This window comes from Roseibium sp. M-1 (assembly GCF_054515675.1).
This window is the reverse complement of the sequence record NZ_CM137257.1, coordinates 5,752,805-5,767,069: the sequence shown is the minus strand read 5'-3', so window position 1 is coordinate 5,767,069 and position 14,265 is coordinate 5,752,805. Positions and strand designations below refer to the sequence as shown.

Below are 14,265 nucleotides of genomic sequence, written 5' to 3'. Positions count from 1 at the left end.
AAAGTTACGGACGCGTCTCCAGTATGAGCTTCGGCTCGGACTTGTCCTCGTCGATCAGGCTACACTTGAAGCGCTTTTTCTTGGTCTGGCCGTTGAGCACGGTGACCGGCACCGACAGAGGCACATCAGACTCCGTTTTCGCCGCCCCCATCAGAGCCGTGAAATTGCTCGGATGCAACAGCAGTTCGGTGATTGGACGGCTGTCCATGAGGTCGGACGTCAGATGATAGGTCTTCATCGCCGCCTTGTTGGCTGCAATGATCATGCGTGACTTGGTGTTGACCACCAGCATCGGCGCGCTGCAGACCTCGAAGACCTTGGTGAAATCGACGTCTCCGCCTGCGTGACCGGCTGAGAACAGGACACCGCCTACCGTTCCGCCGATGCGGAAATACATGGCGTCGTATTTCAGTTCCAGGCTTTCGTTGTTCGCCAGCAGGAACTTGCCGCGACCTGTCGCGCTTGCCCGCCGCGTCAGGGCGGCTATCGACAGCGACACGATCGACCGGCCGACCCGGTTCTGGATATGGGCGATGTTGCGGCCGAGGATCAGCCGGGCATCTTCGATCTGGAAACTCTTCAGAAAGCCGTCGCTGGCAAAGCGCACATAGCCGAAATTGTCGACCAGCAGCACCACGCGCGTTGAGGACGCAACGAAATGCTGCAGGATCGGCGCCAGGCCCAGCACGATACGGCCCGGATTGTCGTCATTCTCTCCAATAGACGGAAAGCAGATGGCGATGATCTTGCCGTCCGGCAGTTCATAGCGATAAGCGACGATCGGAATGCCCGGGATCCGGTGATCCGGCCCGCCGCCGACATCGAACGGACCCGCATGGCCTTCCCGGATCGCCCCCTGCACCAGGCGCAGGATCGTCTTGCGATCTTCGGGCGACAGATGGCGCAGGGCTTCGTTGGAGGGCGCTTCCTGGAGATCGCGCACTTCGTTGTTGAAGCTCTGCGACCCGAGTTCGTGCCAGAGGATGGTTTTCTTGCTGATGTCTGCGATAAAGAACTGCAGTCCGGCCAACGACAACGCCGGCATTCCCTCCGCCTTGGCAGGTGACGTTTCTGGTGGCGATACAGGATCGTTCGGCTTTTCAGCCATGGCGCTCTGCGCTGCGTTGATTGTCATTCCGTGCCCGGTCTTTTTTTGAAGCTCTCCCGAGCGTCAACTATCTTGCCGAAATGCAAACAAACACTAAAACCGCACTTTAAAAACTCCAAGCATTCTCAAAAATTACAGAAGATACGCAGATAATTACATAATTTAATCAAGATTATATCGTGAATTTTACCAAAGCTTAATTTCAGACGACCGTCTCGCCACACAGACATTGTTCCGAACCTTGTACCGGGCCCGCCTGCCCTCTCGCGCCAAAACGACTGCCTTTTGCGGCGACGTATTCAAGTCACTGGATCGAACGGAAGACCGAGGCGACCTGTTCGGTCGTCGGTTTCGGACCCTGGCCGGTGGCATATATCAGAGAGATCACGACGATCAGCCGGCGGCAGTGAGCTGTTCGCCGACGCCGGCAAGGTCCTCCCGGCACGCTGCGGCCATCGTCGGTTCCCTCCGGACCAGAAACGATGCCGCGCAGCGCCGGGATAACTCACCATCTCATCGGCGGCATAGGCAACCGCTGCATCCAGACTTTCCCGTGCCGCTCTGGCGGCAAAGCCCACCTGCAATTCGTCGCAATCCTTTTCCAGTGGCGCGGCCAGGTGCTCGGCCGCCGCCTGCAGCAAGGCGGCTTTTTTGGAAAATAGCAGGAGGTCGAGCCCTGGGGCAGGCCGGCCTTCTCGTCGACCGGCCGGTGCGTGACGCCTTTGAGGCCATTTTTCAAGACTTTGAGTCCCAAACCTCAAGCCTCGGCACAACAGTTCCGCACAACGTCCCGATTCAACAGATTGTGGTGTTTACCCGCGCCAACAGCTAGCCACGTGCGTTCGCCGCAAAAACGCCACGAAAACACACGGCACAAGTCAAATTCGCGTCTGCGTGCCGGCGCAATTGCACCCGACATTGATCTCGTCCAAGCGGAAGGAGGACCCGATGGTGCACGAGAAAACCGGTCTGCCGGTAAACGAGATCCAGGAAGCAAGCTTCCCGCCGGTTCTGTTGTTCATGCTCGCCTCGACCCTTTTGATGCTGATGACCGCCATGAAACCGACCCTGGCCCTGCCGGCGCTCGCCTTTCTGGTGATGATATCGGTGACCAGCCTGCTTGGCCGCCGCCTTTATCAGGACCTGGCCGTCGCGAGGGACCGGGTGGACTGACGGTCACCCGGACCAAATAACAAACAGATTAAACAGACAGTTCTGATCATGGCACGTGTCGATACGCAATCCAGCCGGACTCCGGCGTCTTCCAAGAACGACCTGCATGAAGCACGTCCCCTGCTGCAGGCAATCTTCCTCGGCATTCTACTGGCAGCCGCACTTGTCGCCGCTGCCGCCATGGCAACGCCGAAAGGCGCGAACGGCGAACGGCTGCCGTTGACCACCGCAACGGACACTGTCCGCGCGACCGCGACCGCGACCCCTGCCGCCAACGCCTCGTCATTCTGATCCTGCAAGGGGTCCAAGGAGGGGTTTGCCCCTCCCTTTTCGGTCTAATTTTCAGACCGCCCCACCGAGTTGCCCCCCGACTGGACAGTCGACCGTTTGAAAACGGGTCTGGACGCCGATATTAATGTGAGTGTAAAACTCATAATTATACATTTCGTGCCCAGCCAGAAATCAAGCCACGGCCCGAATTCCCGCAACAAACCGGAGTTCGGTTCTGATGTCCTCAAGAGCCATATTGAGCACAGCAGCAATGCTGTGTGCCTCAGTCGTAATAGCGTCTTCTCCCGCGCGGGCGGAAACGTCCTTCCTCGATCATCGCGGCAAGACGATCACCTTTGAAGCCCCGCCTGAACGCGTCGTCACGATCGTCCGCTCTGCGCCTCTGATCTACCGCGCCGTTGACGGCAAGGCGGACGCCATTGCCGGGATGAACAAGGATTCCCTCACGCGCTATTTCAGCAAGGGTCTTTACGCCGACATCCTGCCGGAAATGTCTTCGATTGCGGCAAGCGCGGCGCAGGACGGCTTCGTGCCCAATGTCGAGGCCATTCTGGAGCAGAAGCCGGATGCCGTCATCCAGTGGACCCACGATCCGGAAATCATAGAGCCGCTGGAGCGGGTCGGACTGACGGTCGTCGGCTGGCAGTGTTGCACCGAGCAGGACCGTCACGACTACCTGACCCTCAGCGGGTATATGACAGGCCGCAACGACCGGGCCCAGAGTTTCCTGAAGCTTGAAGCCGATACGCTGTCGGCGCTGAAGGACAAGCTCGCATCGACGCCGGAGTCCGCCCGGCCTACCGTCCTTCACATCGACCAGATCAACGACCAGATCCGCGTGATCGCCAACGGGTCGCAGGACCTGTCGCTGAGCGGTGTGACCAATCCGGCTGCGGACGACAGCGGCGAATGGTGGCGGACGATCGATCTGGAACAGCTTCTCGTGTGGAATCCTGCCATGATCGTCATTCCCGCCTATGCTGCAGAGCTGACCCCGCAGGATCTTTACGACAATCCGATCCTGGCAAGCCTCGAAGCGGTCAAAAACAAGCGCGTCTACAAACAACCGTTCTTTGCCCGCACGCCCGACGCTCCGGAGATCTTCCTGACATCGGTCTGGCTGGCCGCGCTTGCCCATGGCGGCGATTACGCACCGGATTTCCGTCAGGAAATCAGCAGCACTTACGAACTTATCTATGGCGCAAAGCTGTCCGAAGACCAGCTGAACGATATCCTGGAAACTGAAAGCAATACGCCATCCGACAGTTATTCAGACCTGTTCGGATGAAGCGCCTGATGGTTTTTCCGAAACAGATCGGCGCCGCGCTGGCGCCGATCCCACTTTTGCCGCTGCTGCTCTGCCTGTTGGTCCTGGCGATCCTCGTGTCCGTAACACTCGGCCGATACGACCTGTCCGTACAACAGGTGGCGTTGATCCTTGTCGACAATATCATTCCAGTCGCGGACAGGACCTGGCAGCCGGTGCAGGAAGTTGTCGTCGAGCAGGTCCGCCTGCCGCGCATTCTGGCTGCCGTTCTGGTCGGTTTCGGCCTGGCGGTCTCCGGGGCGGCGTTGCAAGGCCTGTTCCGCAATCCGCTCGTCGATCCCGGTATTATCGGCGTCACGTCGGGCGCGGGCTTTGGCGGAACGTTTGCTATCCTGATTGGCCTAACCGGTACCGCCCTCCTGGGCATAGCTTTCGTGTTCGGCATGGGAAGCATCTTTCTGGTCAAGCTCCTCGCGACCGTCCGTGGCCGCACCAGCCTCCTGACCCTCGTCCTCGCTGGTGTCGTCATATCCGCTTTCTTTTCGGCCGCCATTTCCATCGCCAAATTGCTCGCCGACCCGTTTCAGAAGCTGCCGGCGATCACCTACTGGCTAATGGGAAGCATCGCTTCCAGCAGCTACACCGACGTGTTGCTGATCGCAGCCGCTGTCGTCCCCGCCTCGATTGCGATCTTTCTGCTCCGCTTCCAGATCAACATCCTGTCCTTGGGAGAGGAAAAGGCGCGCGCCCTCGGCACGCCCGTAGCGCTCGTCCAGTGGATTATCCTGATGGCCACCGCGCTCATTTCGGCCGGCGTCGTTGCCACCTCGGGCATCATCGGTTGGGTCGGGCTGGTCATTCCGCATGTCGCCCGATCGATAACCGGAGCGGACCATGGCAGGCTTCTGCCCGCAGCCGGTATAATCGGCGCGATCTACCTGCTTCTTGTCGACAACCTCGCCCGGACACTGACAACCGCGGAAATTCCGCTCGGCATCATAACCGCGCTCATCGGCGTGCCCGTCTTCGCACTCATCCTGCGCCGCGTTCATTCAAAGGGGGGCTGGTCCAATGATTGATGTTAGCGCTCTTGCCGTCGAGCGCGGCGGCACCCGCATCCTGGACGACTATACTTTCCAGCTGGACGCCGGCACGGTCCTGTCGGTCCTTGGCGCCAACGGTGTCGGCAAGACGACGCTGCTCGCCAGCCTGATCGGCCTTTTGAAACCGGCGCAAGGCAAGATCGCCATCAGCGGCAGAACCGGCTTTGTGCCGCAGCTCTTCGAAGTGCCTTTCTCCTATACGGCGCTCGACATCGCCTTGATGGGACGGGCCCGCCACCTAGGTCTGTTCGGCACGCCCGGCCGGCAGGACTACGAGATCGTGCGGCACAACCTTGCTCTTCTCGGCATAGAGACACTTGAAAAAAGACCCTTCAATGCCTTGAGCGGAGGGCAACGGCAGCTGGTGATGATCGCCCAGGCACTCAGCTCCGAATGTGCGGTCCTGATCCTGGACGAGCCTTGCTCGGCGCTCGACTACAAGAACCAGGACAAGGTCCTGGAACTGATTGCGCGGTTGCGCACCGGCCACGGCATGACCATTGTCTTCACCACTCACACACCCCTGCATGCTGTCGAAGTTGCCAGCCACGTGTTGTTGATGAAGTCGGGCCGCGACTATCTCTTCGGACCGGTGCAACAGACGCTGACCGCGGAAAACCTGTCCGACCTCTACGACCTTCCGATCGGCAGGGCCGAATTCGTCGCTCACGGCAAACATACTTTTGCCCCTCTGTTCGGCAGCGCGGGAAGCTCACTCCATGTCTGACGCACCCGGCCGGAAAAAAGGCATTGCCTATGTCCATTGGGGCAACACCTGGCAATTGCGCAGTTTCCAGGATTTCAATCATTTCATCGACGACCTGATCTACATCCACGACCTGCCCAAGGTGGATCTCAACGCTTACAAGGCGGTGATCCTGCCCGATGCCATGGACGAGGCCGCGCCTCGTGCCCATGCCGCACAGCTCAACGCCTATCTGCGTCAGGGCGGGTTCCTGATCGTCTTTCTGCAGGGACATGCGGACTGGCTCGATATTCCGGGCCTCACCTGGAGTCCGGGCAATTGCCGGGACTGGCTGTGGTGGACCAAGGGTGAAAAGCTGGAAGTCCATTTGGCGGAGCCACCGCATCCGATCACTCGGGATATTCCGCTGAAGGCCATGAGCTGGCATTGGGGCGGCAGCTATCAGGCGCCCGCCGGTGCAAGGCCGATCCTGAACCTCGACGATGGCAGCGGCAGCCTGTTCCTCGACATGCCCGATCTGGAGGGCGGCGGCCGCCTGCTGCTGTCCACCCTCGACCCGCATTCCCACAACGGCCAACGCTTCATGCCGGCGACGACCGAGTTCCTCAAGCGCTTCTATCCCTGGCTCAACCGGGAACTTGGCATTGAGCGCACACCGCGCAATCGTTTCACTTACCTGCAGTGTTCGCATGTCCCGGGCGAATGGTATCCCGACTGGACCGACCGCAGCCTTCAGGCATCCGGATTCCGCACCAGCTTCCGGCCACTCTATGAGCTGAGCCCGGAACTCTTGCGCGAAACCGATATTCTCTATCTTCCCTTCAGCCACGACGAGATCTTCCTGGAAAGCCGCCAGGAAGATCTGACGGCCTTTCTGGACGCTGGAGGAAACATGATCTTGTGCGCGGAACCTTGCCGCGCATGGCTCCCCTTTCTGAGCCCGTTCCTGGCGGTGCCGCCACGCCCCTTCACCAACATCAAGGCGCGCGTACGCGACGACCGGTTCGGCATCTATCGCGACCTAGGTCCTGATTTTGACGGTTGGAAGGGCATCTTCGGTCAATACGCCCGTGGCTGGAGCGATCCGCCAGCAGGGGCAATCGCAGTGACGGATGTCGGCCCGGAATACGACCCGAAACCTGCCGACTGGATCTGGCGGTACCCATCGAAAGGCCATCGCGGGGGCTTTGTCTTCATGCACAATGGCGACAACCTGACCCGGTACCCGGATCACGGTGAAGCGAAGGAAACGCTGGTCCGGAACGTTGCACGGGCGTTGCAGAACCTGTCGGAAGGATGGCTGTTTTATTAAAGCGTGTCGCGTTCATTTGAATTCACGTGACCCGCTTTATCTCTTTTTTGACGCACGTCTTTTTGCGAAAAACCGGTACCCACTTTTTCGCGGCGTGCTTTGAATGCGCCGTGACAAAGCTGAGGCCCGGCCCCATGCTCCAACGGCATGAGCGCCGGGCCCCCGTGCCCGGTCCGCCCCCGGTACCTGTTTTCACTGCGCGCCCGCTTGGGCTAGCGCTGTCCGGCCGGGTATCTTCAGGCGGCAAGCGCCTCTTTCCCGGCCCGCGTCCTGCAAGAGGTTGATCCCTGTCAAGGACGAGAACTCATTTGCCAGTCAAGTAAAGCAATGAGGTTCTCTGCCTGCAAGACCCGCAAAAGGTTTTTGAAAAGGAAAGCCTGAAATTAACCGGCACTGCGTTGATGAGAATTGAATACCGGGGATAACCCAGGGCAAGATTCCGGAGCGCAGGAGTGCCGCCGAGGAACGGGATTTCGCATGTTGACCATTGCCAACGGCCAAAAGTGGATCGATAAAGAAAAGACGGATGTGTCGGAGGCATTTATGGACATCGACCTCACAATATCCGCGGACACGATCCGCCTGTTCGCGCAAAAGGCCCGCGCGGTTGCCTCGTCTCTTCAGGATTCCTTCGAGGACGGTCACGAGGGCGATGTGGAATTCGATGCCGACACGCTGGAACAGAGCCACAATCACGACGGCCTTGTGGAAGAGGAAAATGACGATCTCTCCGACGAGGAACTGCGGGAGCTGATCGAGGACCTCAACGTGGACGAAGCCGCGGAACTGGTGGCGATCACCTGGATCGGCAGGGGCGACTTCGATCCGGAGGACTTCAATCAGGCCGTGGACGAAGCCCGTGAACGCGCCGTCGGCTCCACAGCCAAATACCTGCTGGGCATGCCGCTGCTGGCCGATCACATGGAAGCCGGCCTCGACGCGCTGGACCTGTGACGATCCGATTTTCCTGCACGCCCAACAGCTTCGGTCAGGTCAACCCTGCCGGGTCATATTTGCCGGTTCCTCCACAAATTGACGTTTTCCTTGGGAAAACCGATTAGGACTTCATTTACCGTCTTTCCGCTGCGGAGAGTTTGCCGCACTGTTGCCGCACTTGAAGTGGCACGGGAGAATTGGGCAATGCTGCAGGAACCGGCGAATCAGGATGTCTTTACCGCCCATCGTCCGTCTCCCTGGCCCTTTGTCGGCGCCATGATCGCCGCATCAGCCCTGATCACGACCCTCGTCGTCGCCTTTAGCAGCTAGTTTTCCGACCTTCAGATTGGCGCTTCAGAGGTGGCCCTGCTAAAAGGGCCCGGTTGTCGTTCCGTCGAAAGCCTCTTGAATGTCCGCAACGCGTCTGGCGGTGCTTGATCTCGCCCGCGGCCTCGCTGTGTTTGCGATGGCTGCCTATCATTTTTCCTGGGACCTCTCCTGGTTCGGTTTTGTCGACTGGCCGGTCGCTCAAGGAACCGGCTGGCGCATATTCGCCGCCTCGATCGCAGGCAGCTTTCTGTTTCTGGCCGGCATCAGCCTTGACTTTGCCCATCACCAGGCCATCCGCTGGCGCCCCTTCTGGCGCCGCTTCGCCGTCATTGCGGCCGCGGCCGCCGCGGTTTCCATAGCGACCTACTTCGTCTTCGGCGACAGTTTCGTCCGTTTCGGCATCCTGCACTGCATCGCCGTCTCCAGCCTGGTCGCCCTGCCCTTTACACGCCTGCCACTGCTCGCCTCGGCCGGTGCCGCCGTCCTTTTTCTGACGGTGCCCTTCTGGGCAGCTTCCTCCGTCTTCGACGGTGCGTTCTGGTTCTGGACCGGTCTCGGTAGGCCTTCCTTCGGCAGCGTCGACTATGTGCCGCTTTTCCCCTGGGCCGGCCTGACCCTCGCCGGCCTGTTTCTCTCCCGGGCTTTCCGCAGCTTCGGTATCTGGCAAAGACTGTCGAACCTCCGCTTCAACGGTCACACCGGCCGCCTGACCCGGTTTCTTGGCCGGCATTCCCTGCCGGTCTACCTGTTGCATCAGCCGCTGCTCTACGGGCTTGTCTGGGGCTTGGTGCTCCTGAGCCCGGAAGTGGACCGGGCCGGCAACGCCTTTGTTCGCAACTGTGCCGTCGCCTGCGAAGAGTCGCTTGGATCAACGGAAACTTGCGAAGCGGCCTGCCGCTGCACGCTCACCCGCATGCAGGCAGACGGCATCTGGGAGCCGCTCACCGCGGATCCCGGCAACATGTCGCTGCGCCAGGAGATGGATGCACGCTACGCTGCATGCCTTGCCGATCCCGAGCAGGCGTCTCAGGTCAAATAACCTGCCCCTGTAACCTGTCCAGACGCTGAAGCGCCCGGTCCCGGCGGGCGCGCGCAAACGGCAGAAACACGTGTTCCTCCCGGCCTGCCGCAACCTGTTCCAGTGCCCAGAACGCCGAAACGGCGTCGCATTTGGACTTCATGATCTCGATATGACGGGACGGTACCGGCGTTTCCGTCCCCATCACCTTGCCGTAGGCATTCAGGAACCGGCGTTCCTGTTGCGGCTGATAGCCGTGTTCCAGGATGGCATAGGCAAGATCCCAGGCAGGATCGGCCATCGCTGAATATTCCCAATCGATCAGCCACAGCCCGTCATGGGTAAAGAGACAGTTGCCGGGTGACATGTCCCCGTGGCTCGGCACCAGCCGGACTGCGTCCTGCATCGGGTTCTGGACGAACCTTTCGAGACGCGTGGCAAGACCTGCCATCTCCCGTCCGGCCTGCCGATCGGCTCCAAGCCGCTTCATCTGCTGGGCCCGCAAGCCGTCGGCGTCAATCACGCCTTTGAAGTCCGCACCGGACGCATGCAACTGTCCAAGCGCGTTTCCGAGCCGATCGGGTCCGTCTTCCGGCGGCAGTTCGCTTACCGAAACGGACCTTGTCACCAATATGCCACTGGCCGGGTCGCAATAGGCAGGTGGCAGCGCCAGTCCGGCCTCCGCCGCCTGCGCCAGGTTTTGCGCTTCCGCCTGCCGGTCGATCGTTTGCGAGCTGCCTGTGGCGGGCAGGCGCAGGAAGAACGCCCCCTTTTCGGCATTCAACCGGTAAACCCGGTTGGTCAGCCCTGACCGGAGCACGGCCCCGAGCGGGCGGCCGCACAGCGCGGCAAGCTGCGGATGCAACCGGAAGGTCTGCCTGATATCGGCGGGTAGAGTGGCTGGCGTGTCGGCGGGTGTGTGTGGCACAAGCAGGGACGATCGAACAATCGGAAAAGGTCACCGGACGCCATGAGCAACGTCCCCTCGCCCCATATCATCATCACCTATTGCCGCCAATGCAATTGGCTGCTGCGATCCGCCTGGATGGCCCAGGAAATCCTGTCGACCTTTTCGGAGGAGACGGGCGCCGTCACGCTGATACCGGGAACCGGCGGCATCTTCACCATCACCTGCGACGACACTCAAGTCTGGGATCGCAAGACCGATGGCGGCTTTCCCGAGGCCAAGATCCTGAAACAGCGCCTGCGCGACTTGCTTTGGCCGGAGATGGATCTCGGTCACAGCGACCGCGCGGAGAAGGATCACTAGAACGGTGCTTGGTCTGCCCGACGCAAGTTCTTTCTATCTCACCAAAGGAAGGGTGTTCCTGCTGCAGACGGGTCATGCCAAGCTTTGGTCCGGCGGGTCGAGATCGGCGCCTTTTGTGGCCAGACAGCAGGGCATCGAGATCAAGTACGTGCTGACCGTGCAGGAAGCCGACCTTGCCCATGCCTGCAATCCATATTCCGACCGGGGTTTGCTGGAGCGCTTGCGGCAGGCGCTCGACAGCTACCGCAAGGAGGTTCCGCTGGTACCCTGAAAAGCTTGACCCAGGAGACCAGCCGCGGCGCATCAACCGGCCGCACTCCGGATCGGACAAAAAGCGGCCGGCGGGTGGGAACCGGCCGGCCAAGGAAAGGTCTCTGAAAATTCTTGTCACGGCCCGCCGGAAGGGCGGGCCATCATTGGCTTGTGAGTGCCGGTCTCCGGCTTAGGCGAACCACCAGCGCTCGACGGCGCGGAAGCCGTCGAGGGTCCAGTTGGCCGCAACCGTTTCTGGATGCTGGACATTGTTGGACAGCGCCATCACGTAGCTGGCGAACATCGGAATGACGACGCCGCCGTCGGTACGCACCAGGTTCTGCATTTCGGCGTACATTTCCGCACGCTTGGCCTCGTCCAGTTCCGAACGGGCCTCGACCAGCAGGGTGTTGAACCGCTCGTTGTCCCAGAAGGTGTCGTTCCACGGCGCACCGGCCGCATAGGCGACGGTGAACATCCAGTCTTCCGTCGGACGGCCGCCCCAGTAGACGGCGCAGAACGGCTTCTTCATCCAGACGTCCGACCAGTAGCCGTCGTTCGGCTCACGCACGGGCTGAATGTCGATCCCGCACTTGTCCGCGGCACTGGAATAGAGCACGGCCGCATCCACCGCGCCGCCAAAGGCCGCGTCGGCCGCCGACAGGTTCACCTGCAGCGAGTCGAGGCCTGCCTGCTTCAGGTAGTATTTTGCCTTGTCCGGATCGTAGGTGGTCTGTTCCAGATCCTTGGCAAAGAAGCGGTTGGACGGGCTGATCGGATGGTCGTTGCCGACGGAGCCGTAGCCGAACAGGATCTTGTCGACGAGTTCCTGGCGGTCGATGGCGTATTTCAGCGCCATGCGCACGTTGTTGTCGCTGAAGGGCGCCGCGCGGGTGTCCATGGCGAAGGTGTAGTGCTGCGTGCCAGTGGTCGACAGGATGGTGACATTCGGTGCCCGCTCGAACAGGTGCACTGTTTTCAGGTCGACCGCATCGATGACGTCGACGTTGCCGGTCATCAGGGCCGCCTGGCGGGCAGCCGGGTCGACAATGGCCATCAGAACGATGTTGTCGAAATGGGCGCGGTCGGTCTTCCAGTAGTCCGGGTTGCGGGAGAGTTCGGCAATGTAACCGGGCTTGAAGTTGGTGACCTTGTAAGGGCCGCAGCCGATGCCGGTGGTCGGGTCGATCTTGCCGTCCGCGGAGGGCAGGATCGGCAGGTGATAATCGCTGACCACGAACGGGAAGTCGGCATTGCCCGCTTCCAGCGTGAAGACGACATTCTCGCCGTCGACCGTGATGTCCTGGATCGGATCGACGAAGGGCTTTGCGGCCGACGTGCTGTTTTCGCCGCGGTGATAGTTGATCGAGGCAACGACGTCCTCCGGCTTCACCGTGCCGCCGTCGTGATAGGCAACGCCGCTGCGGATCTTGAAGGTCCACACCTTGGCGTCGGGAGACGCCTCCCAGCTTTCCGCCACTTCGCCGACCAGCGAGCCGTCGGCGGCGATTTCCACCAGATAGCCGTTGCGGGCCGTGCCGAAGACCTGGACATAGACGTTGTCCCAGGTGCCCGGATCGTAGTTGTCGTTGGTGTTGCCGGCGGCGATACCGACACGGAACGTGCCGCCTTTCTTCGGCTCGGCCTTAGCCGCGCGGATACCGAACTGGCTGGCAAAGGCAGCAGCGCCGACGGCCGCCGTGCCTTGCAGAATGCTGCGCCGGGAGACACCGGACTGCAGGATCGACTTTTCAAGATTTCCCATTTTCGTATCCCCTCTTTGGTCTGTCATCTTTTGAAAATGACTCGCAAGACGTTGCATGCGTTGAAGAAATCTGCCCTGGACGTTCCCGTTCCTACCGTTTCCTCACCGGCGGGACGACGTCTTGATTTGATACTATGCCGTTTTTGATTGATCGCTCAATCAAAAAAAAGCTAACACTTCCCCTAGGTAGCCCTTTCCCAGTTGGAGATGCAGCATGACGCAGCGCAAAAACATCCTGATCCTGATGGTCGACCAGCTGAACGGGACCCTGTTCCCGGATGGACCGGCTGATTTTCTGCATGCTCCGAACCTCAGGAAGCTGGCTGTGCGCTCGGTTCGTTTCGAGAACACCTACACGGCCTCGCCGCTCTGCGCGCCGGGCCGGGCGAGCTTCATGTCCGGCCAGTTGCCGCGCCGCACGGGTGTCTATGACAATGCGGCGGAGTTCGCCTCGGATATCCCGACCTATGCGCATCACCTGCGCCGCGCCGGCTACACCACATGCCTGTCGGGCAAGATGCATTTTGTCGGTCCGGACCAGATGCACGGCTTTGAGGAGCGTCTGACCACCGACATCTATCCGGCGGATTTCGGCTGGACACCGGACTACCGCAAGCAGGGTGAGCGCATCGACTGGTGGTATCATAACATGGGCTCGGTCACCGGGGCAGGCATTGCCGAGATTTCCAACCAGATGGAATATGACGACGACGTCGCCTTCCAGGCCGTGCGCAAGATCTACGACTACGGCCGCGGCAAATACGACCGGCCGTTCTGCCTGACCGTAAGCTTCACCCATCCGCACGACCCCTATGTCGCGCGCAAGAAATACTGGGATCTCTACGAGGACTCCGAACACCTTCTGCCGGAAGTTCCGGCCATGGACTATGACGACCACGACCCGCACGCCAAGCGCATCTTCGACGCCAATGACTGGCGCAACTTCAACATCACCGAGGAAGACATCCGCCGCTCGCGCCGGGCCTATTTCGCCAACATCACCTACCTGGACGACAAGATCGGCGAGATCCTGACCGCTCTCGACGCCATGGACCTGACGGAGGACACCACTATCCTCTTCGTCTCCGACCATGGCGACATGCTTGGCGAACGTGGTCTGTGGTTCAAGATGAACTTCTTCGAAGGCTCGGCCCGCGTGCCGCTGATGGTTGCCGACAAGGATCTTGCCGCACAGCACATCGCGACCCCGGTCTCGACCCTCGACGTGCTGCCGACCGTCTGCGACCTCGCCGGCATCGACATGAGCGAGATCATGCCCTGGACCGACGGCACATCGCTTGTGCCGCTCGCCAGAGGAGAGACCCGCACCGTGCCGGTGCTGATGGAGTATGCCGCCGAGGCGTCCTACGCCCCCCTGGTCGGCATCCGCGAGGGCGACTGGAAATATGTCCATTGCGAACTCGACCCGCCGCTCCTCTTCAACCTGAAGGACGACCCGCACGAACTGACGAACCTTGCCGCCGACCCGGCCCATGCGGCCACCGCCGTGCATTACGCCGAAATCGCCGGCAAACAGTGGGACATGGCCGCCTTCGACGCGGAAGTGCGCCAATCCCAGGCGCGCCGCTGGATCGTCTACGAAGCCTTGCGCAACGGCGCCTATTTCCCTTGGGACTACCAGCCCCTGCAAAAAGCCTCCGAACGCTACATGCGCAACCACATGGACCTGAATGTGGTAGAGGAGAGCCAGCGGTATCCGCGAGGGGAGTGAGA

The 14,265-nt window shown here is 60.7% G+C and carries 16 protein-coding genes; 13 read left to right on the top strand and 3 right to left on the bottom strand.

The features are described from left to right. Nucleotides 1-4: 4 nt before the first annotated feature. Complete coding sequence (locus ACX3M4_RS26055) at nucleotides 5-1,135, bottom strand: hypothetical protein (protein WP_459355887.1); 1,131 nt, start codon at nucleotides 1,133-1,135, stop codon at nucleotides 5-7. 455 nt (nucleotides 1,136-1,590) lie between these two features. Between ACX3M4_RS26055 and ACX3M4_RS26050 the strand changes: the two genes are divergently transcribed. From ACX3M4_RS26050 to ACX3M4_RS26005, 10 genes are all read left to right on the top strand, one after another. Then, entirely contained in the window at nucleotides 1,591-1,770 is a 180-nt protein-coding gene (locus ACX3M4_RS26050) for a hypothetical protein (RefSeq protein WP_459355886.1), read from the top strand. A gap of 286 nt (nucleotides 1,771-2,056) precedes the next feature. Further along, the gene (locus ACX3M4_RS26045) at nucleotides 2,057-2,281 is read left to right on the top strand and encodes a hypothetical protein (protein ID WP_459355885.1); all 225 of its coding nucleotides are present in this window, start codon (nucleotides 2,057-2,059) and stop codon (nucleotides 2,279-2,281) included. A 48-nt stretch (nucleotides 2,282-2,329) separates the two neighbouring features. Further along, complete coding sequence (locus tag ACX3M4_RS26040) at nucleotides 2,330-2,572, top strand: hypothetical protein (protein ID WP_459355884.1); 243 nt, start codon at nucleotides 2,330-2,332, stop codon at nucleotides 2,570-2,572. Nucleotides 2,573-2,807: 235 nt separating this feature from the next. Continuing rightward, on the top strand, nucleotides 2,808-3,860 hold the full coding sequence (locus ACX3M4_RS26035; RefSeq protein WP_459355883.1) for an ABC transporter substrate-binding protein: 1,053 nt from the start codon (nucleotides 2,808-2,810) through the stop codon (nucleotides 3,858-3,860). An 8-nt stretch (nucleotides 3,861-3,868) separates the two neighbouring features. Then, nucleotides 3,869-4,918 carry a FecCD family ABC transporter permease gene (locus tag ACX3M4_RS26030; protein ID WP_459355882.1) on the top strand — a complete coding sequence of 350 codons (1,050 nt, stop codon included), beginning with the start codon at nucleotides 3,869-3,871 and terminating at the stop codon, nucleotides 4,916-4,918. After that, nucleotides 4,911-5,669, top strand: a complete 759-nt coding sequence (locus ACX3M4_RS26025) for an ABC transporter ATP-binding protein (protein WP_459355881.1) — start codon at nucleotides 4,911-4,913, stop codon at nucleotides 5,667-5,669. Before ACX3M4_RS26030 ends, ACX3M4_RS26025 begins: the two co-directional genes overlap by 8 nt. Continuing rightward, complete coding sequence (locus ACX3M4_RS26020) at nucleotides 5,662-6,960, top strand: hypothetical protein (RefSeq protein ID WP_459355880.1); 1,299 nt, start codon at nucleotides 5,662-5,664, stop codon at nucleotides 6,958-6,960. The genes ACX3M4_RS26025 and ACX3M4_RS26020 overlap by 8 nt, the downstream gene beginning before the upstream one ends. Nucleotides 6,961-7,503: 543 nt before the next feature. Beyond that, nucleotides 7,504-7,914, top strand: coding sequence for a DUF3775 domain-containing protein (locus tag ACX3M4_RS26015; RefSeq protein WP_459355879.1), 411 nt, complete (start codon nucleotides 7,504-7,506; stop codon nucleotides 7,912-7,914). 186 nt (nucleotides 7,915-8,100) lie between these two features. Continuing rightward, on the top strand, nucleotides 8,101-8,226 hold the full coding sequence (locus ACX3M4_RS26010; protein WP_459355878.1) for a hypothetical protein: 126 nt from the start codon (nucleotides 8,101-8,103) through the stop codon (nucleotides 8,224-8,226). A 79-nt stretch (nucleotides 8,227-8,305) separates the two neighbouring features. Then, nucleotides 8,306-9,265 carry a heparan-alpha-glucosaminide N-acetyltransferase gene (locus ACX3M4_RS26005; RefSeq protein WP_459355877.1) on the top strand — a complete coding sequence of 320 codons (960 nt, stop codon included), beginning with the start codon at nucleotides 8,306-8,308 and terminating at the stop codon, nucleotides 9,263-9,265. Here ACX3M4_RS26005 and ACX3M4_RS26000 read toward each other — a convergent pair. Continuing rightward, nucleotides 9,258-10,172, bottom strand: a complete 915-nt coding sequence (locus tag ACX3M4_RS26000; protein WP_459355876.1) for a phosphotransferase — start codon at nucleotides 10,170-10,172, stop codon at nucleotides 9,258-9,260. The genes ACX3M4_RS26005 and ACX3M4_RS26000 overlap by 8 nt on opposite strands. Before the next feature lie 42 nt (nucleotides 10,173-10,214). Here ACX3M4_RS26000 and ACX3M4_RS25995 point away from each other — a divergent pair, with 42 nt between their 5' ends. Further along, entirely contained in the window at nucleotides 10,215-10,514 is a 300-nt protein-coding gene (locus ACX3M4_RS25995; protein ID WP_459355875.1) for an Rdx family protein, read from the top strand. A gap of 115 nt (nucleotides 10,515-10,629) precedes the next feature. Next, nucleotides 10,630-10,785 (top strand): hypothetical protein, encoded by a 156-nt coding sequence (locus tag ACX3M4_RS25990; protein WP_459355874.1) that lies wholly within the window; start codon nucleotides 10,630-10,632, stop codon nucleotides 10,783-10,785. A 171-nt stretch (nucleotides 10,786-10,956) separates the two neighbouring features. Here the strand turns inward: ACX3M4_RS25990 and ACX3M4_RS25985 are convergent, their stop codons facing one another. Further along, on the bottom strand, nucleotides 10,957-12,531 hold the full coding sequence (locus tag ACX3M4_RS25985; protein ID WP_459355873.1) for an ABC transporter substrate-binding protein: 1,575 nt from the start codon (nucleotides 12,529-12,531) through the stop codon (nucleotides 10,957-10,959). Between the two features lie 214 nt (nucleotides 12,532-12,745). Here ACX3M4_RS25985 and betC point away from each other — a divergent pair, with 214 nt between their 5' ends. Further along, nucleotides 12,746-14,263, top strand: a complete 1,518-nt coding sequence (betC, locus tag ACX3M4_RS25980) for a choline-sulfatase (protein ID WP_459355872.1) — start codon at nucleotides 12,746-12,748, stop codon at nucleotides 14,261-14,263. The last annotated feature ends 2 nt before the right edge of the window (nucleotides 14,264-14,265 follow it).